Origin of the sequence: Sphingosinicella soli (assembly GCF_014199685.1) — a bacterium.
In the GTDB taxonomy this organism is placed as follows: domain Bacteria; phylum Pseudomonadota; class Alphaproteobacteria; order Sphingomonadales; family Sphingomonadaceae; genus Sphingosinicella; species Sphingosinicella soli.
Map to the genome: position 1 here is coordinate 67,911 of NZ_JACHNZ010000004.1, position 18,758 is coordinate 86,668.

19 protein-coding genes are annotated in these 18,758 nt (G+C 65.4%); 2 read left to right on the forward strand and 17 right to left on the reverse strand.

Translation table 11 applies throughout. From position 1 onward, the window contains the following. Positions 1-3: 3 nt before the first annotated feature. From GGQ98_RS02930 to GGQ98_RS02975, 11 genes are read right to left on the reverse strand one after another with little or no spacing between them, the layout of a single operon-like run. Positions 4-1,671 (reverse strand): AMP-binding protein, encoded by a 1,668-nt coding sequence (locus tag GGQ98_RS02930; protein WP_184064842.1) that lies wholly within the window; start codon positions 1,669-1,671, stop codon positions 4-6. Further along, positions 1,644-3,245: an AMP-binding protein gene (locus tag GGQ98_RS02935; RefSeq protein WP_184064845.1), complete on the reverse strand. Its 1,602-nt coding sequence runs from the start codon at positions 3,243-3,245 to the stop codon at positions 1,644-1,646. Before GGQ98_RS02935 ends, GGQ98_RS02930 begins: the two co-directional genes overlap by 28 nt. Beyond that, positions 3,242-4,645, reverse strand: coding sequence for an aldehyde dehydrogenase family protein (locus GGQ98_RS02940; protein ID WP_184064848.1), 1,404 nt, complete (start codon positions 4,643-4,645; stop codon positions 3,242-3,244). The genes GGQ98_RS02935 and GGQ98_RS02940 overlap by 4 nt, the downstream gene beginning before the upstream one ends. 28 nt (positions 4,646-4,673) lie before the next feature. Further along, entirely contained in the window at positions 4,674-6,881 is a 2,208-nt protein-coding gene (locus tag GGQ98_RS02945) for a TonB-dependent receptor (protein WP_184064851.1), read from the reverse strand. A gap of 25 nt (positions 6,882-6,906) precedes the next feature. After that, the gene (locus tag GGQ98_RS02950; protein ID WP_184064854.1) at positions 6,907-7,371 is read right to left on the reverse strand and encodes a cytochrome c family protein; all 465 of its coding nucleotides are present in this window, start codon (positions 7,369-7,371) and stop codon (positions 6,907-6,909) included. Continuing rightward, positions 7,371-7,583: a hypothetical protein gene (locus GGQ98_RS18230; RefSeq protein WP_243451656.1), complete on the reverse strand. Its 213-nt coding sequence runs from the start codon at positions 7,581-7,583 to the stop codon at positions 7,371-7,373. Before GGQ98_RS18230 ends, GGQ98_RS02950 begins: the two co-directional genes overlap by 1 nt. A 26-nt stretch (positions 7,584-7,609) precedes the next feature. Further along, the gene (locus tag GGQ98_RS18235) at positions 7,610-7,816 is read right to left on the reverse strand and encodes a c-type cytochrome (RefSeq protein ID WP_243451657.1); all 207 of its coding nucleotides are present in this window, start codon (positions 7,814-7,816) and stop codon (positions 7,610-7,612) included. Continuing rightward, positions 7,816-8,367, reverse strand: coding sequence for a methylamine dehydrogenase light chain (locus GGQ98_RS02960; RefSeq protein WP_184064857.1), 552 nt, complete (start codon positions 8,365-8,367; stop codon positions 7,816-7,818). The genes GGQ98_RS18235 and GGQ98_RS02960 overlap by 1 nt, the downstream gene beginning before the upstream one ends. 12 nt (positions 8,368-8,379) lie before the next feature. Next, positions 8,380-8,964, reverse strand: a complete 585-nt coding sequence (locus tag GGQ98_RS02965; RefSeq protein WP_184064860.1) for a redoxin family protein — start codon at positions 8,962-8,964, stop codon at positions 8,380-8,382. Then, positions 8,961-9,461, reverse strand: a complete 501-nt coding sequence (locus GGQ98_RS02970) for a MauE/DoxX family redox-associated membrane protein (protein ID WP_184064863.1) — start codon at positions 9,459-9,461, stop codon at positions 8,961-8,963. Before GGQ98_RS02970 ends, GGQ98_RS02965 begins: the two co-directional genes overlap by 4 nt. Beyond that, complete coding sequence (locus GGQ98_RS02975; protein WP_184064866.1) at positions 9,458-10,624, reverse strand: amine dehydrogenase large subunit; 1,167 nt, start codon at positions 10,622-10,624, stop codon at positions 9,458-9,460. Before GGQ98_RS02975 ends, GGQ98_RS02970 begins: the two co-directional genes overlap by 4 nt. Before the next feature lie 153 nt (positions 10,625-10,777). On the opposite strand from GGQ98_RS02975, the gene GGQ98_RS02980 reads away from it, so the two are divergent. After that, positions 10,778-11,449, forward strand: coding sequence for a TetR/AcrR family transcriptional regulator (locus tag GGQ98_RS02980; RefSeq protein WP_243451658.1), 672 nt, complete (start codon positions 10,778-10,780; stop codon positions 11,447-11,449). Positions 11,450-11,453: 4 nt separating this feature from the next. Here GGQ98_RS02980 and GGQ98_RS02985 read toward each other — a convergent pair whose 3' ends face one another. Together GGQ98_RS02985 and GGQ98_RS02990 are read right to left on the reverse strand one after the other, a co-directional pair. Continuing rightward, positions 11,454-11,855, reverse strand: a complete 402-nt coding sequence (locus tag GGQ98_RS02985; protein ID WP_184064872.1) for a hypothetical protein — start codon at positions 11,853-11,855, stop codon at positions 11,454-11,456. Beyond that, positions 11,855-12,475, reverse strand: coding sequence for a hypothetical protein (locus tag GGQ98_RS02990; RefSeq protein ID WP_184064875.1), 621 nt, complete (start codon positions 12,473-12,475; stop codon positions 11,855-11,857). The genes GGQ98_RS02985 and GGQ98_RS02990 overlap by 1 nt, the downstream gene beginning before the upstream one ends. A 74-nt stretch (positions 12,476-12,549) precedes the next feature. Between GGQ98_RS02990 and GGQ98_RS02995 the strand changes: the two genes are divergently transcribed. Next, a complete protein-coding gene (locus GGQ98_RS02995) occupies positions 12,550-13,770 on the forward strand; it encodes a CaiB/BaiF CoA transferase family protein (protein WP_184064876.1) in 1,221 nt (406 codons plus the stop codon). 4 nt (positions 13,771-13,774) lie between these two features. Here GGQ98_RS02995 and GGQ98_RS03000 read toward each other — a convergent pair whose 3' ends face one another. Genes GGQ98_RS03000 through GGQ98_RS03015 form a run of 4 tightly spaced genes read right to left on the reverse strand, consistent with a single transcriptional unit; the run spans position 13,775 to position 18,751 of the window. After that, a complete protein-coding gene (locus GGQ98_RS03000) occupies positions 13,775-14,755 on the reverse strand; it encodes a type II secretion system F family protein (RefSeq protein WP_184064879.1) in 981 nt (326 codons plus the stop codon). After that, positions 14,755-15,729 carry a type II secretion system F family protein gene (locus tag GGQ98_RS03005; RefSeq protein ID WP_184064882.1) on the reverse strand — a complete coding sequence of 325 codons (975 nt, stop codon included), beginning with the start codon at positions 15,727-15,729 and terminating at the stop codon, positions 14,755-14,757. The genes GGQ98_RS03000 and GGQ98_RS03005 overlap by 1 nt, the downstream gene beginning before the upstream one ends. Further along, positions 15,726-17,432, reverse strand: coding sequence for a TadA family conjugal transfer-associated ATPase (locus GGQ98_RS03010; RefSeq protein WP_184064885.1), 1,707 nt, complete (start codon positions 17,430-17,432; stop codon positions 15,726-15,728). Before GGQ98_RS03010 ends, GGQ98_RS03005 begins: the two co-directional genes overlap by 4 nt. Before the next feature lie 53 nt (positions 17,433-17,485). Further along, entirely contained in the window at positions 17,486-18,751 is a 1,266-nt protein-coding gene (locus tag GGQ98_RS03015; RefSeq protein WP_184064888.1) for a CpaE/TadZ family protein, read from the reverse strand. Between the last annotated feature and the right edge of the window lie 7 nt (positions 18,752-18,758).

Genomic DNA, 18,758 nt, shown 5'->3' on the forward strand with positions numbered 1-18,758 from the left:
CGCCTACCCCTTCAGTTCCGCGATCATCGTCTCGCGCATGGCGAATTTCTGCACCTTCCCCGTGATGGTCATCGGGAAGGCTTCCACGAAGCGGATGTAGCGCGGCACCTTGTAGTGCGCGATGCTGCCGCGGCAGTGGTCGCGGACCTCGTCCTCGCTGAGCTGCGCGCCGCCGCGCGTCATCACCCACGCGCACAGTTCCTCGCCGTAGCGGTCGTCGGGTACGCCGATCACCTGCGCGTCGGCGATATGGGGGTGGGTGAGCAGGAATTCCTCGATCTCGCGCGGATAGATGTTCTCGCCGCCCCGGATCACCATGTCCTTGATGCGCCCGGTGATGCGGCAATAGCCCTTCTCGTCGATCGTCGCGATGTCGCCGGTGTGCATCCAGCCGTCGTCGTCGATGGCTTCGGCCGTGCGCGCGGCATCGTCCCAGTATCCCTGCATCACCGAATAGCCGCGCGTGCACAGCTCGCCCGCCTCCCCGCGCGGCAGCGTCTCGCCGTCCGGCCCGACGATCTTCACCTCAAGGTGCGGCTGCACGCGGCCCACCGTGGAAACGCGCTCCTCGATAGGATCGTCCATCGCGCTCTGGAAGCTCACCGGGCTCGTCTCGGTCATGCCGTAGGCGATCGTCACCTGGTGCATGCCGAGCCGGTCGATCACCTCGCGCATCGTCGCGACCGGGCACGGCGACCCCGCCATGATGCCGGTGCGCAGCGACGACACGTCGAAGCTGTCGAATTCCGGCCGCCCGAGCACCGCGATGAACATGGTGGGCACGCCGTAGAGCGCCGTGCAGCGCTCATCCGCCACGGTTTCCAGTACGGCCATCGGATCGAAGCTCTCCGCCGGATAGACCATCGTCGCGCCGTGCGTCAGGCAGGCGAGGTTGCCCATCACCATGCCGAAGCAGTGGTAGAGCGGCACCGGGATGCACACGCGGTCCGCTTTCGAAAGCCCGATGCCCGCGCCGACGAAATAGCCGTTGTTGAGGATGTTGCGGTGCGTCAGCGTCGCGCCCTTGGGGAAGCCCGTCGTGCCGCTGGTGAACTGGATGTTCACCGCGTCGCTTGCGTCTACCGGAATGGCGGCAAGCGCGGGGGTGATTTCGGCTTCCAGCGCGTTGAACGACAGGCAGCCGGCGGAGGCGTCGTCGCCTATGGTGGCGACGAGGCGAAGTTCGGGAAGGTTCCGCGCAATCAAGAGTCCGGGGGTTGCGGTTTCAAGCTCCGGCAGCAGCTCGCGCAGCATGGCGACATAGTCGCTCGTTTTATGCTGCTTTGCAGCAATCAAGGCGCAACAACCCACTTTTTTCAAGGCATAGGCAAGTTCGCTGGTGCGGTAGGCCGGGTTGATGGTGACGAGGATCATCCCCGCCGTCGCGGTCGCGAACTGCAGGATCGTCCACTCCGCGCAGTTGGGCGCCCAGATGCCGACGCGGTCGCCGGGCCGCACGCCCGCCGCGAGCAGCCCGCACGCCACCGCGTCCGAGCGTTGTTTCAGCTCCGCCCACGTCAGCCGCACACCCTGATGACGGACGACGAGCGCTTCGCCGTCCGGATCGCGCGCCGCCGCATCGGCAAGCATCGCCCCGATCGTCTTCTCGATCAGCGGCGGCGCGCTTGCACCGACGACGTGGCTCAGTTCCTGCGATTCTCCCCGGACCATTCCTGCTCCCTCAATTCCTTGCGCCGAATCTTGCCGCTCACCGTCTTGGGCAGCGTCGCGACGAATTCGATCTTCCGCGGATACTTATAGGGCGCCGTCGTGGATTTCACATGGGTTTGCAATTCCTCGACGAGCGCATCGGAAGCGCCGTGCCCGGAGGCGAGGACGACGAACGCCTTCACCACCTCGCCGCGCGTCGGATCGGGGCTCGCCACGACGGCGCTTTCGGCGACCGCCGGATGCTCGAACAGCGCGCTTTCCACCTCGAACGGCCCGATCCGGTATCCGGCCGAAAGGATCACGTCGTCGGCGCGGCCCACGAACCAGAAGAAGCCGTCTTCGTCGACGAAGGCGCGGTCGCCGGTCAGATACCAGCCGTCCCGGAACACGCTCGCGGTGCGCGCGTCGTCGTCGCGGTAGCCGAGGAACAGGCCGGGCGGGCGCCTTCCCGCCACGCGCAGCGCGATGTCGCCCTCCTCGCCGGGCGGCAGGCGCTGCCCACCCTCGCCGATCACCGCAAGATCGATGCCCGGCGCAGGCTTGCCCATCGCGCCCTGCCGCTCCGCGCCCGCACGGTTGCAGCACAGCATCACGGTTTCGGTCTGGCCGTAGCCGTCGTGGATCGAAAGGCCGGTCGCCGCGCGCCAGAGATCGATCACCTCCGGGTTGAGCGGTTCGCCCGCACTGACGCAGCGCCGCAGTGTTTCGAAGCGGCGCGTGCCGAGATCGGAGCGCACGAACATGCGGTATGCGGTGGGCGGCGCGCACAATGTCGTCACCGGATAGGTGCCGAGAAGACCGAGCACCGCCTCCCCATCGAACCCCGGCGCGTGATAGGCGAAGATGCCCGCGCCCATCATCCACGGCGCGAACAGGCTGGACCACGCCGCCTTCGCCCAGCCGGTGTCGGACACGTTCCACATCAGGTCGCCGGGGCCGAGATCCAGCCAGTAACGTGCCGTAATCTCGTGCGCGAGCGGATAGCCTGCGCCGTGGATCGTCATCTTCGGATTGCCGGTCGTGCCGCTGGTGAAATAGCAGAGCGCCGGGTCGTCGAACGCCGTGTCGGCGATCGCTTCCGACGGCTCGGCTTGCGCCGCAAGCGCGGAATAATCGCCCCACCCCGCGCGGGGGCCGCCGATGTGCAGCCTGGCTATCGGATCGCCTGTGAGCGCGGTATCGACGCGGTCGGCGATGTCCGCCCCCACGATCACGCACACCGCCTTCGCCGCCGCGCGGCGATAGGCGATATCCTTGGGCATCAGCTGCACGGTTCCGGGCGACGCGATCGCGCCGAGCCGCAGGCAGCCGAGCATCAGTTCCCACCATTCCAGCTCGCGCGCCAGCAGGATCAGCACGGTATCGCCGCGCTTCACGCCCGCGCCCTTCAGAACGGCGGCGGCCTTCGCCGCCCGCGCGTCGAGCGCGGCGAAGCTGATGTCTTCAACGCGCCCGCCTGCATCGACCCACAGCAGCGCGCGATCGGCCCCGCGTTCGCGCGCGAAGCGCTGCATCCGGTCGCGCGCGAAATTGGTCCGCACGGGCGGAGTCCATTCGAAAGGCTGCTCCGTCATCGCGCTTCGTTGATGATCTGCACCTGCGTGAATTCGTGCAGGCCTTCCTCCGCGAATTCCACGCCGATGCCGGATTGCTTGGCGCCGCCGAAGGGGATGTTCGGCCCGAAATCGAGGTGCTTGTTGATCCACACCGTGCCCGAATCCATGCGCGTCGCGATGTCGTAGGCCGTGTCACGATCCCTGCCCCACACGGAGCCGCCGAGGCCCCACGGCGAGGCGTTGGCGCGCTCCAGCGCGTCTTCGGCATCGTCGTAGCGGATCACCGGCAGAATGGGGCCGAACTGTTCCTCGTCGACGATGCGCGTGCCGTCCGTCACGTCGCGCACGATCGTCGGCCGGATGAAATAGCCGGGCCGATCGACGACATCGCCGCCCGCGATGATCGTGCCCGCCGCGCGCGCATCATCCAGGAAGCCCTTCACCTTCTCGTACTGCATTTTGTTCTGCAGCGGCCCGATCTGCGCGCCCTGCGCGAGCCCGTCGTCGACGATCGCCTCGTCGGCGAGTCTCGCAAGTTCCGCGCAGAGTTCCTCGTAGATCGACGAATGCGCATAGACGCGCTTTACCGCGAGGCACACCTGCCCCGCATTCATCATCGCCGCGCCGAAAATGCCCGGCGCAATGGTTTTCGGATCGGCATCGGGCAGCACGATCGCCGCGTCGTTGCCGCCGAGTTCGAGCGTGATGCGCTTGATGCTGGACGCCGCGCTCGCCATCACCTTCTTGCCGGTTTCGGTGGAGCCAGTGAAGGATATCTTCGCGATATCCGGGTGCGCCGTCAGCTTGCCGCCGAGATCGTTCTGATCGGTTATGACGTTAATGACGCCCGCCGGGAAAATCTCCGCGCAGAGTTCGCCGAGTTTCAGCGTCGTCAGCGGCGTCGTCGGCGCGGGCTTGATGACGATCGTGTTTCCGGCCAGCAGTGCGAGCGGCATCTTGAACGCCACGATGAGCACCGGGAAGTTCCACGGGATGATCGCGCCGACCACGCCGAGCGGCCGCCGCCGCATTTCGACGCGGCGGTTGTCGTTGTCCTCGATCAGTTTCGATTCGAGTTCAAGCGACGCAAGGTAGCGGATGAACGCCGACGTGTAGACGATCTCGGCGGTCGATTCGCTGAGCGGTTTGCCCTGTTCCTGCGTCAGCAGCCGGGCGAAACTTTCCAACTTCGCCTCGATCGCATCGGCGAGTTTCAGGAGGAGATCGCGGCGTTCCTGCATGGAACGCCGCGACCAGGCGGGGAAGGCGGCTTTCGCGGCGGCGACGGCCGCATCGAGCTGGGCTTCCGATCCGCGCGGACACACGGCGAGCACCTCTTCGGTCGCCGGGTTGATGACGTCCATCGTCATGTCCCCCGGCACCAGCGCGCCGCCGATCAGCAGCCGATAGTCGTCCATAACCGATCCTTCCCCAGTATCGTCTTTTTCAGAACTTGTGACCGACCGTGACACCGTAGGTGCGCGGCGCGGAGATATGATTGTAATCGAACCCGAAGCCCGCGAGCAGATCGACGCGCGAGGTGAAGTAGAATTCGTTGCCGAGATTCTTGCCCCAGATCGACGCGTTCCAGCGCCCGTCCGCCGTTTCGTAATCAATGTGCGCGCCGAGAATGGCGTAGCTGCCCTGCTGCAGGCGCGGGACGTTCAGCACTTCGAAATACTGGCTCGACGAATAGCTGACGTCGCCGTGCAGGCTGAGCTTGCCGGAGTTCGAATCCATGACCGTAAGATCGACCCCGCCGTTGAAGGTGACGGAAGGCGCGTTCGACAGTTCATTGCCCGAAACGTCAGCGCCGCTCACCGTGCCGACCTTGATCTTCGAATCGAGCAGGCCGAGCCCGGCGCGGAGCGACAGCATGTCGCTCGCCCGAACGCTGAGTTCGACTTCGCCGCCCATGATCCGCGATTTCGGAATGTTGAGCAGCGTCTGCGCCGCAGTCAGCGGGTCGACGTTGATGAACTGCTGGTTGCGGTAATCGTAGTAGAAGCCCGCGAGATTGAGCGTCACGCTGCGGCCCGCGAACTGGGTCTTGGCGCCGATCTCGTAGGCGTTCACCTCCTCCGGCTTTGCAATCGACAGCTCGGACGGATCGAAGAACGCCTGCGCGTTGAAGCTGCTCGCCCGGTAGCCCCGGCTGTAGTGCGCGTAGAGCAGATTGCCGTCGGCCAGCTTGAAATCGAGGCCGATTTTGCCGGAAATATTATCCGTGCTGTACCGCAGGTTCGACGGCGGAATCAGGTTCACCACCAGAACGCCGTTCGGCCCCAGCGCATTCGATTCGAAATCCGTCTGCCGCCCCGTATCGTGCGTGTAGCGGAGGCCGCCGCGCAGAGTGATCGCGTCGGTGATATCGTAGTTCATGTCGGTGTAGATCGCGATGCTCTTCTTCACCTGATCGAAGCTGTTGGCGAACAGGCAGCCGAGCGGCAGGCCGATCGCGCAGTCCGCATCGGTGACGCCGGGAAGCCCGTCTGAATCGACATCCTTGGCGATTTCGAACGTCGTGTTGTTGAACACCTTCTCGCGGTTGTAATAGGCGCCGAGAATGAAATCGAACGGACCACCGGTGTCGCTCGTGAGACGCAGATCCTGCGCGAACTGGCTGGCCTTGTCGTAATAGGGGATTTCCAGCAGCTGCGTCGCGGTGCCGTCGGTATCTTCATAGAACGAGAGCGTGCCCTTGTCCCACGAGGTGATGCTGGTGACGGTGAGCGCATCCGACACATCGATGTTGCCGGTGAGCGCCAGCGAGTATGTGCGCGCGCGGCGGCGTTCGGTGACGTTCGCCTCAATCTCGCGCTTGCTAAGACCGGCGCGGTGGACCTCCGCAGGCTGCGCGTAGATGCCGTAGTTGCGCGGGTTCTGATAGCTCGTCGAGCCGCGCAGCATGAAACGCACGCCCTCCGACGGTTCGAGCAGCACCGAGGCGCGTACCGCATATTCGCGCACGCCTGCGAGATCGGGTTCGCCGGGGAGCTGGTTCCTGAACCAGCCGTCGGCGCGCGCGAAGCTGAACGCGACGCGGGCGGCGGCCTTGTCGCCCATCGGCACGTTGATCGCGCCGTTCGCGTCCATGCGGTTGTAATTGCCGTAGCCGAGATTGAGGTAGCCGCTCGTTTCGCCGAGTTCGGGCGCGCGGCTGATGAGATTGACCGCGCCGCCCGTGGTGTTCTTGCCGTAGAGCGTGCCCTGCGGTCCGCGCAGAACCTCGACGCGTTCAAGGTCGTACATGGCGACGCCGAGGAACGCGAAATTGCCCTTGTAAACCTCGTCGTAATAGGTCGCCACCGGGCTCGACTGGTTGAGACTGTAATCCGACATCGAAACACCGCGCAGCGCGAAGATCGGCGTGTTGTCGCCCACGATGCTGGTGAGCTGCAGGTTCGCGACCTTGGTGACGAGATCGTCGGCGGTCGTGACGCGGGATTTCTGCAACTGTTCGCCGCCGATTGCGGAAACCGAGATCGGCACATCCTGCAATCGCTCGGCGCGCTTGGTCGCGGTGATGACGATTTCCGTGTCGGCGGCTGCCGCGGTATTTTCCTGCGCGTTCGCTATACCGGCGGTGCCCGCAAGCAAGACCGGCACGATGGCGGCGGAAAGCGCCGCGCGTCCTGAAGTTTTCATGGTCATGACTTCCCCCTTTTTGTTTCCCGAGTTACGTGTCGTCACCCTCCGCAAGAGCGTTGATCTTCGTCATGAGTGCGGCGCGCATCGCGGGCGCTTCGGTGCGCAGCGGCGCCTTGCGCAGCTTGCCGATTTCCGCAGCCGAATAGGGTTTGAAATCCGCAGGAACATGACCGGCGTCGAACCGGTAAAGCGTCCAGTTCAGGAGATCGGCAAGTTCGGCGTCACTGACCGGCGCCGTCGCCACGCCCGGCACGCGCGCCAGGTATTCGCGTCCGCCCGGCACATGCAGGAACTTCGCCACGATGCCCGCCATGGCAGGCGTCGTCTCGGGGGTTCCCGTCGCGTCGGGCCGGTGACAGCCCTGGCATTTCAGGATCCAGTTCTGCCGCGCGAGCGCGGGATTGGAAACGGCCGCTTCGCGAGAGACGCCCTGCGCGGCAAACCCCGCCCCGGCAATTCCGGCAAGGATCGCCGACGCAAGAACGCCGCGCATCACTTGATCGCGGCTTTCAGTTCGGCCACCTGGCGCGGGGTCAATTTCGCGCCGCCGGCGCGGATGCCCGCAACTTCGGCAGCGGTGAAGCGCATCACTTTCCTGTCTGCCGCGGCGATGGCATCGAGCACATGATTGAGCACGGCGGCGACGTCGTCATCCTTCATGCCGCCCTGCGCGGGCATGACGCCGCGGTACGTCTTGCCGTCCACCACGAGCGGCCCGGAGAGGCCCCGCGTTATGGAAAGGACAGAAAACGGCGGCCGTCGGGTTTTGCGGCAAGCGCCGCAGGCTCGGTCTTCAGGGACGGGAAGGCGCCCGGGACACCCGCGCCGCTCGCAAGGTGACACGCCGCACAGCGCTTGTAGAGCGCGGGGCCGTCCGCAGCCTGCGCGGCGGCGGCGGGCACGGCCAGCAGAACAGTGATGGCCAGCCGCCGCAGCATCATTTTTCCAGCGCGACGCCGAGGATGACGGCGGTCGAGCAATTGTAGATCGCGCTCGACGTGCCGAGGCACCAGTTGATGTCGTTGTTCTCCTGCGGGCGCACGACCGGCCGGTCGCCTTCGTTGCGGTTGCACAGACAGCGCCCGCACGAGGATTTGCCGCAGCAATCGTTGTAGCTGATGATGTACGAGCGGTTGTCCGCCGGGTTGAGGCAGGTGCCGATCCAGGTGATCGGCGACATTTCCGTTCCGGGCGGGCAGGTGCTCGCCGTGCCGCCGCAGCAAGAGCAGAGATAACCGTCGATCGCGCAGTAGCGCCAATAGTCGCACGACGCCTGATCGCCGGGATCCTGCGGATTGCCCGTGGGTTGCGGTGCAACGCCGCCGCCGCCGTGCGCGGGATTCGCCGCAGCATAGGCGCGCGAGACGGGGAGCACGGGGAACGCCGCCGCGCCGGTGATCGCGCCGCCGATCAGCGTCAGCATGCTGCGGCGCGAGGTGGTTTTCGCCACCCGCCGGGTGAGCGCTTCGGTGATCTTGTCGATGGCCATGGCCGCTTCCCCCTATCGTTTCGCAAGAAAGTCCTGGAGCGAGGCGACGCCGCGCTCCTTGGCTTCGAACAGGCTTTCGAGATGCTCGCGCGTGTTGACGAGGCCGAGCGAGGCGATCCTGCCGTCTTCGCCGATCAGCACCGCATAAGGCAGCTTCGACACGCCGAAGCGGCGGCCGAGATCCTCGGACAGCACGTAGGGGAATGCCGCGAGCCCTTCGGCCATCATCAGGCGCCGGTGCGCGGCCTCTTCGCCGTCGCTGGCGAGGATCGCGTCGAGCCAGCCGCGCTCGGCAGCGGCGGCAGATTTGAAGACCGGCAGCAGCGTCTTGCAGATCGGGCAATCGGGCGAGAGGAAGAAGATCAGCTGGCTGCGGCCGCGCGCGCCGCCGATCACGACGGCGTCACCGCCGAGCGACTTCACATGCATCTCCGGCGCAGCGTCGCCGACTTTCACGCCCTGATGCAGCGTCAGCGCGCCTGCGGGCGCGATGCGCTCGTGAAGCACGCCGACCTGCCGCGCGAGCGCGGCGACGAGCACGCCGAGAACGGCGACGGTGATCCAGAGCAGCACCTGCGAGACGAAAATCAGGCTCATGCGTGCCTCCAATGCGGATGGGGAATGGCCGCCAGTTCACCGGCGGCGGACTGCAGACTGAACAGCGCGAGCGCGGCGAACAGCGGCTCGGGCGACCAGGCGCCTGCGGGCAGCAGCGCCGCCGCAATCGCAAGGCCCGAGAACAGAAGCGCGCGCGCCGGAGCAAAGACCCGGGGAGCCGCGGCGTGCGCGCCGAAGGTGCAACCGCAATCGAAAGCCTCGCCGCGCCGCCGCACCAGCAGCACGGCGTAGACAAGCCAGAGCGCTGCGGCGATGGCCGCGCCTGCCGGGCGCGTCGCAGCGAACAGCAGTGCGATCGCGGCAAGGAACTCGGTCGCACCGGCGGCGGCGGCGAGCGCCTTGCCGAAGCCCGTGCCGGTGCCGGCAAGTCGCGCCGCCGCCGCCGCCATCCGGTCCTGCTGGAACGCCTTCTGCACTGCCGCCGACAGCAGCACGAGCGCGAGGAACAGCGCGATGCTGTCGCCCGCGAAGCTCATTTGCCCGCCGCCGTCATGGTCATCGGGTCGTTCACGGCCTGTGCGACCGTGTGCAGGAAGGTGCCGCTGTTCGCGTCGTACACGTCGAGATTGCCGTCGGGCCGCGACGCGACGAGGTAGGGTTTCGCGCCCGCCGTCACCTCGATCGAAAGCGTGTGGTTCTGCATCGTGATCTTGCGCGCGACGGCTTTCTTCGCCGTGTCCGCCACCCAGACTTCGGTGCCGCCGTTCTTGTGGCTGCCCGCCGCGCCGTTCGGGTCCATCAGCACATACACATGCCCCGCCGCATCGGCGGAGGTCACCTGCCAGCCGCCGGGGCGCCAGCCCTTCGCGGCATCGCCCGGCACCATCGCGAACCCGCCGAGATCGCGGGGCTTGTCACCGGACAGATCGAAGCCGTGCAGCCTGCCCTTGAAGCTGACGAACCACGCGGTGCGACCCGCCATCGCGGGCATCATGAACCACGGATCATTATCGATGTCGTTGACGGCCCTGGTCGCCGTCGTCGATTTCGCCTTGCCCACCTCGTCGAGCAGCACGGTCATCATCGTGCCGTCGGCGCACAGCGACGTGAAGCCCCGCGCGCCCGTCGGATACGTCAGCATGCAGCCGGGCAGGTCGATGTCGCCGAGAATCGTTCTTGCTTCGAGATCGATCACCGTGACCGATGAGCCCGGCGTGAAATTGAACACGAGCATCCACTTCTCGCCATTCGTGAACTGCATCGCGTTCTTCAGCGTCACGAACATGCCGCGCTTGCCGCCGGGCAGGACGATTTCACCCTTGTGCGCCAGCGTCGCCTTGTCCCAGATCGAAACCACGTCGGTGCGCTCGCCGCGCGTCAGGCGCGAGAGGAAGGTTTCGCCCGCATAGATTTCGCTGCCCGTCGTGGACGGCAGCAGCGTGCCGAACTGCGCGACCGGGATCTGCCCCTTCACCGAAGACACCGGACTGGATACATCCACCAGTGCTGCACGCCCGTCGGGAATGCTCTTGAAGTGCAGGTCGTGCACGAAAACGAAGCTGTCGGGATAGCGTTCGGGCAGCGTCTCCACGACCGGGATCGGTTCTTCGGCAAGCGGCTGCGGGAATGCCTGCTGCGCCTGCGCGTCGCTTGCGGCAAACAGCAACGTGGCGGCCAGAAGCCCGGCGCGTCGTGACATCATTCCCTCCCTCGGCATCGTCTTTCGACGAGTCGCACTTCCCTCAAATGCGGAAATGATTTAGGTCTTATGTCCAAATTTTGTCAAGTGTACTAATTTGTCGGTTCAAGAACAGCACGCTATGCACCCGCAAGAGTCGAATGGAGTGCCATGTTGCCTGAGTTCATTGTTCCGGATTTGAAAGTGGTGCCGCGCGAGGGCGGCTATGCGCGCGGGCAGGACGGCGTGGAGCAAATTCTCCGCGCGGCACTCACGATCCTGGTCGAGCAGGGCTTCGGCGCGGTGACGATGCGGGCGATCGCCAAGGCCTGCGACATGAAGCTCGGCAACGTCACGTATTACTTCCCGACCCGCGACGAACTCGTCCGCGCGCTCTTCGATGCCGTCATCAGCAGTTACGAGGAATCGTTCGAGGCGATCAGCCACGAGGAAGGCGCAAGCATCGACGCGCGCTTCGAAAATATCGTCCGGTTGATCCTTGAAGACATCACCACGAAGAAAACGACGCGCTTCTTCACCGAAATCTGGGCGCTCGCCAACCATGATGCGTTCGTATCCGAACGGATGGACGAGCTTTACCGGCGCGCCCGCGTCGTGCTCAACGAACTCATCGCGGAGATCAACCCGGCGCTGCCGGAGGAGGAGCGCGAAACGGTCGCCCTGTTCATTTCAGCATCGCTGGAGGGCACCACAATGTTTGCGGGCCATGACAAACCCTGGCGGCACCGCATGGACTGGCTGGAAACCATCGCCTGCCGCGCCTATCTGCCGCTCATCAAATCCTTGAAGCCCGGCGACATCCGAAAGCCTTCCACCGGGCAGTGAGAGATCAACATTTCCCGAAGGTCGTCGGCGCGCCGCCGTCGCGCGACACGGTCATCGTATTGGCGCTCGGATACGCAAGGGTCCACTCTTCGCGCGACCACTTGCCGCCGCTCTGGCAGACCATGCGCCGCATTTCATCGCCGCTCGCAACGTCGGGCGGCAGGATATCGCAGCGCATTCCCGCCTTGGTGAGCAGTTCGTCGTGCCAGAAACGCCACCAGCCTTCGGTGCATTGATCGGCGCTTTCCGCCCAGCGGCCGACGTAGCGCGGCGGGGGCGGCAATTGCACCGCAGGTTCAGCGGGCGCCTCCACTGCCGCCGTTGCCGCCTTTTCCGCAGGCGCGGGTTCAGGCGCGCTTCCGCAGGCGGCGAGCGCGGTGAGAAAGGCGATCGAGACGGTGCGCATCAGTCGCTGCCGAGCTTGCCGAAGCGGGCTTCGTATTCGGTGAGGCGTCCGCTTGCGAGCAGCTTCGCCTGCTCGAGCAGGTGATCCTTTTCGATCCGGCCCCGGAAGTTGTCGAGCTTGGCATCGACGAGCTTCACCTCTTCGGGGCTCCAGTCGGCGATCTGCGCGAAATAGAAAATACCGATCTCGCGAAGCCGCGCGGCGAGACGGGGGCCGACGCCTTTCAGAAGCGAAAGATCGTCCGTCGGGCCGATCGGCGCTTCGAGGAAGGTCGGCAGCTTGCGGCCCGGTTTCCAGCCGATTCCGGGGGTCGGCGCTGCGCTCGGCGCGCTGTCTGCCGGCAGTGTTCCGGGCGCTGCCGCCTTGCGCGCGGCCTTTTCGCGGCGCAGCCGATCGACTTCGTCGGCAAGCGGCTTCACCTGATCGCGCGCCGAGGCGAGATCCTTTTCCAACTGCGCGATCTCAGCGCCCGCACTCGCCAGCCGCGAGGCGGTCTGATCGTGCTCGGCCTGCACAAGCTCTAGTTTCGCGGTGCCGCGAAACAGCAGCCAGCCGAGCGCCAGCCCGATGACAAGGCCGGGCAGGCCGAATGTCAGCAGCGCGGTGATGTCTATGGGCATGATCCTGTCCTCGCTTGGCGTCCTTCCCGCGAACTGATAGCGCGGTCGCCGCCGAATCCAAGGAGACAATCGCGATGGGACCGCTTTCCGGGCTCAAGGTTCTCGATCTCTCGCGCGTGCTCGCGGGACCGTGGGCGACCCAGATTTTTGCCGATCTGGGCGCCGAGGTGGTGAAGGTGGAGCGCCCCGGCGCAGGCGACGACACGCGAAGCTGGGGCCCGCCGTTCATCGCAGATGCGGACGGGACACCGGGCGACGCGGCCTATTACCTCTCGGCGAACCGCAACAAGAAGAGCCTCGCCATCGACATCGCCGACCCGCGCGGCGCGGCGGTCGTGCGGACGCTTGCCGAACGCGCGGACGTGGTCGTCGAAAACTTCAAGGCCGGCGGGCTCGCCCGCTACGGCCTCGATTATGCCGCGCTTGCCGCCGTAAAGCCCGACATCGTCTATTGCTCGATCACCGGCTTCGGGCAGGACGGCCCCAATGCCGAGCGGCCCGGCTATGATTTCGTCATCCAGGCGATGGCGGGGCTGATGAGCATCACCGGGCCGGCGGGGGGACCGCCGACCAAGGCAGGCGTCGCGATCGCCGACATCACCACGGGGCTCTACGCGACGATCGCCATCCTCGCGGCGATCCGCCACCGCGACGCGACGGGCGAGGGACAGCATATCGACATGGCGCTGTTCGACACGGCGCTCGGCTGGATGGCGAACCAGGCGATGAACTACCTCGTTTCGGGCAAGGTGCCCCGGCCGATGGGCAATGCGCACCCCAACATCGTGCCCTATCAGGACTTCCCCACCGCCACGCGCCGCATCGCGGTCGCGGTCGGCAACAACGGCCAGTTCCGGGCTTTCGCGAACGCGCTGGGGCGGCCCGAATGGGGCGAGGACGCACGCTACGCCGCGAGCCCCGCGCGCGTCGCCAACCGCGCCGCGCTGGTCGCGGAGATCGAGGCCGTGCTGATGCAGGAGACCGCCGAGCACTGGCTCGCGGCGCTCGACGCGGCGGGCGTGCCTGCGGGGCCGGTCAACGATCTGGCGCAGGCGTTTGCCGAAGAGCAGACAAAGGCACGGGGCCTAGTGATCGAACAGACGCATCCGCTTGCCGGAACCGTGCGCACGATGGCGCAGCCGATGCGCTTTTCGAAGACGCCGCCCGACTATGCCAAGGCGCCGCCGGAACTCGGCGCGGACAGTGCGGACGTGCTTCGCGCCGCCGGACTGTCCGATGCCGAGATCAATGCGCTGGCGGCGGCGGGCGTCGTGGAAACGAACGCCCGCGCCTGAAGCCTCAGCTCGTGAAGTTGTCGGCGATCGCGCAGGCCGCAGGCCCGAGGATCACGACGAACAGCACCGGCAGGATGAACAGGATGAGCGGCACGGTCATGATCGCGGGAAGCCGCGCGGCCTTTTCCTCGGCGCGCATCATGCGCTCGTTGCGGAATTCGGCCGAGAGCACACGCAGGGATGACGCGAGCGGCGTACCGTATTTCTCGGTCTGGATCATCGTCGTGACGACGCCGCGCAGCGCTTCGAGATCGACACGGGTTGCAAGGTTTTCGAACGCCTGGCGGCGATCGGTGAGGAAGCCGAGTTCGATCGCGGTCAGCGCGAATTCGTCCGCGAGTTCAGGGTAGCCGTTACCAAGTTCCTTGGCGACGCGGTTGAACGCGGCATCCACGGTGAGGCCGGCTTCGGCGCAGATCACCAGCAGATCGAGCGCATCGGGCAAGCCCTTGCGGATCGCATCCGAACGCTTCGTGATGAGGTTCTTCACGTAGATGTCGGGCGCCTTGTAGCCGATCAGCAGCGCACCGCCGACGATCATCGCCCGGGTGGACGATGAATAATCCGGGAACATGCCGAGGCCGTAGATGTAGAACGCGGCGATGGCGCCGAGCGCGAACGGCGCGATCAGGCGGCTGAACATGAAGAGGACGACCGCATCCTTGGAGCGGATACCGGCCTGCACCAGTTTCGCTTCGGCGAGCTTGGTCTGCTCGTCCTGCATGACCGACATCTTCTTGAGGATGCCGCGCATGAAATCGGTGGCTTCGGTCTTCGCGGCAAGGCTGGAGCGCCGCCGAGGCGCGACGATGCCGGCCTTCAGCTGCTCGCGGCGATCCTGAAGCGCCTTCACGCGGCCGCGCATCGGATCGCGCACGGTCGCCACCGACCAGACCGCAACGATCATGGCGAAGACTCCGAGCGCTGCAAGCAGCGTGGCGAGATCGGTCCCGGTCATGCCGAGAAGGAGGGTTTTTTCTTCCATCAGATTTCGAAGCTCACCATCTTGGCCATGATAAAGGCGCCGATTGACATCCAGATCAGGCCGCCGACACCCGCCACCATCAGGCGAGGATCGATGAAGAACGGATTGAGGTACGAGGGGTTCATCATGTACACGAGCGTGAACACGATGAACGGCAGCGAGCCGACGATATAGGCGGACGCTTTCGATTCAGACGACATCGCCCGGATCTTCAGCTTCATCTGCGCGCGCTTGCGCAGCACCTCGGCGAGGTTGTTCAGCGTTTCGGCAAGGTTGCCGCCCGTCTCGCGCTGGATGGACAGCGTGATGACGAAGAACTGGAATTCCGGCGTCGTCAAACGGTTCGCGGTTTCCTGAAGCGCCTGCTCCATCGTGCGGCCGATGCGGATCTTGTCCGACACCTGACGGAATTCGTATCCGACCGGGTCCAGGATTTCCTTGCCGACCACGCCGATCGATTCGGAAATCGGCAGACCCGAACGCAGACCGCGCACGAGCAGGTCGATCGCATCGGGAAAACGGGCGTTGAAATTCTTGATGCGCTTCTTGATGAAGAAGCCGACGATCATGTGGGGAAGAAACAGGCCGAAGAACAGCCCCGCCAGCGCGGCAAGCGCAATCGGCGCGCCCGCACCCATCACCCCGATGAAAACCAGCGCCAGGACGCCGATGCTTGCAACCGCATACTGGCCGAGCGACCAGGATTTTCCGGTGCGCTCCAGCCGCTGACGCAGCAGCGCCCGGTTCGGGATCAGGCCCTGGAACATGGTGTCGAGCCTGCTCTCGCGCGAGGCGAGAATCCGGCGCATCTGCACCTGCGCGAGCACCTCGCGCGAGGACGAATGCCGCTCGCGCAGCTGCTCCAGCCGCCTTGCACCGCGCTTCGCGTTGCCGTCGCCGGTCATCATGATGATCAGCGCCAACGCCACGAAGACGCCGCCGAAGATCACGGCGATCATCAGATCACGGCTCATCCCATACACTCCATCAAGGCGCGGCCAAGGCCGAAATATTCCGCGCGTTCGTAGCAATGCGGGCGAAGGCCCGTACTCACGTAGTCGCCCCGCAGTTTCCCTGTCTCGTCCTCGCCGTTGTAATGGTAGAGGAACAGATCCTGCATGGTGATGACGTCGCCTTCCATGCCGACCACTTCGGAAATGTGGGTGATGCGGCGGCCGCCGTCGCGCATGCGGCTGATCTGCACGACGAGATTGAGCGCGTCGGAAATCTGCTGGCGGATGGCGTTGGGGCTGAGATTGAGCCCGGCCATGTTGATCATGTTTTCAAGACGCGTCAGCGCCTCGCGCGGGCGGTTCGCGTGCAGCGTGCCGAACGAGCCGTCGTGGCCCGTGTTCATGGCGGCGAGCAGATCGAACGCCTCGGGGCCGCGAACCTCGCCCAGAATGATGCGATCGGGACGCATGCGCAGCGCGTTCTTCACGAGATCGCGCATCGTGACCTGGCCGTTGCCTTCGAGATTCGCCGGGCGGGTTTCCAGGCGCACGACGTGCGGCTGCTGGAGCTGAAGCTCGGCGGCGTCTTCGATCGTGACGATGCGTTCGCCCGGATCGATGTTGCGCGAGATCGCATTCAGCATCGTCGTCTTGCCCGAACCGGTGCCGCCCGAGATCAGGATATTGAGACGGCAGCGTCCGGCGATGTTCAGAAACTTGCACATGGCCGGCGACATCGATCCGCCGTCCATCATGCGGTCGAGCGTCAGCTTGATCTTGGAGAATTTCCGAATCGAGATCGAGGTGCCGTCGATGGCGAGCGGCGGGATGACGACGTTGACACGGCTGCCGTCGAGGAGACGCGCATCGCAGATCGGCGAGGTTTCATCGACGCGGCGACCGACCGCGCTGACGATACGCTGCGCGATGTTGAGAAGGTGCGCGTCGTCGCGGAATTTTACGTCGGTCTGCGCGAGCTTGCCCTTGCGCTCTGCGTAAACGACGTTGGGACCATTGACCATGATTTCGCTGACGTCGTCGTCGTTCAGCAGCGGTTCGAGCGGCCCGAGGCCGAGCATGTCGTTGAGCAGCAGCGTGACGAGATCGCGCTGTTCGCGCTGGTTGAGACCGATCTTTTCCTGAACGAGAATTTCGGAGATGACATCGGAGATCTGTTCGGCGAGTTCGCCGCGCGAAAGATCGGCGATGACGCTCGCATCGATCCGCTCCATCAGAATCGGATGAACGCGCTCCTTGGCGGCGAGCACGCTTTGATTGCTCGCACTCGTCGCCCGCGCGGTGCGCTCGGCAGCATCCGCACCCGCCGGCGACTTCAGCCCGCCGACGAGATTGATGAGTTCGTTGAGAAGAACGGTGACGGTATCACGCACCTGCCCGTCGTCGATCGCCATGCCCTGAATATCGGCGAGGCGCTTGATCGTGTCTTCCATCTGCGCGGCGAGTTCGCCGCGGCGGCGCGTGCGCGTCTTGGCCGGCGGAAACAGTTCGGCAAGCTGCGGAGACAGGATCGCGTGCAATTCCCAGACGCAGTTTTCAGTGCTGCGCCCGCGCGGCGCCTCTACGGGCTTGGAAAGGCCGTAATCCCCGGAATCGGCAACAAGCGGCCGTCTGCCGGTGCTGGCGGCAGCGGGGCTCTGCCCGAAACCGTCGCCAACAACCTGCAGTCCTGCGCCGCTTCGTTTTCCGAACCCTTTGGGCTGCATGCCTTACCCCGTTTACGCAGTGAGCCCCGCCCGGTTTGCCCGGACGGGAATCGTTACTTCTTGCCCGACGCCTTGGCGGTGCCCTTTTGAGGCAGCAGGCTGCGAACCTTGCTCATCAGCGTCTTCGCCTCGACCTCGGCGGCGAGTTCGCCCGCGAGCTGGAAAGCCAGGGCGTTGAGCGCCCCGCTGACCTTGCCGGTCGCGACCGCTGAAAGCGCCCGCCCCTGCTTCGCGGCGCCCACGGCCTGCTTCACGTCGAGCGGAATGACGATATCGACCTTGCGCTCGATCGACGCCTCGAAATCCTTGCGGGCGACTTCCGGCGGCGGATTCGTGCCGACGCGATTGGCGACCATCGTGACCTTGGCGTGCGGCGCGTTCGCTTTGAGGAAACCGAGCAGACGGATCGCATCGCGCGTGGACGCCAGCGTCTGTTCCGTAACGACGACGACGTGGTTGACGTCGCCGAGCAGATGCGGGTGCTGCACCGCCACGGTACGCGGCAGATCGACGACAACGGTTTCGAAAGCGTTGCGCATTTCTTCCTGAAGCTGGAACAGCGCGCTGCCGTCGGCAATCAGCGGCTGGCTGATCGGCGCTTCGGCCGAAAGCACGGCGAGCTTGTCGCCCACGCGCACCATCGCGCGCTCGATGAAGAGACCGTCGATGCGGCTCGGGTTCTCGAGCGCGTCGGTGAGACCGCGGCCCGGTTCGAGATCGAACGAAAGCGCGCCCGTGCCGAACTGAACGTCAAGATCGAGCAGCGCGGTGGAACGACCCTGGCTGTCGGCTGAAAGCCACGCCAGCGAGCTTGCCACCGTAGAGGCGCCGACGCCGCCGCGCGTGCCGATGACCGCGATCGTCGAGCGGGGACGATCGCTTGTATCGACCTCCACATGCTTGGGGCCCTGCAGCGTGACCTGCGCATGCATGAAGGCTTCGCGCATCGCGTCTGCCGAAAGCGGCTTCAGCAGGTAATCCTGCAGGCCGCTCGCGACGAGATCGCGGTAGAGCTTCACATCATTGATCATGCCGACGGCGATCACGATCGTGCCCGGCTCGCAGACTTCGGCAAGCGCGTTGATGTCGTTCAGCGGATCGCCCGATTCGGACAAATCGACGAGCAGAACCATCGGGCTCGAAGAGACCGAGAGCGTCTGGACGGCGTTGCGCAGGCCGCCCTTGTTGACCTTCTCGACCGCCCAGCCGAGTTCAGCCGCAACCACCTTCACGGCGTCGGCGGTTTCGTCGTCGCAGACGAAGGCGTTGAAGGCGTCGCGTGCACCGACACCGGTTTTCGGATTCCAAGGCGCGTTCATACCTGCT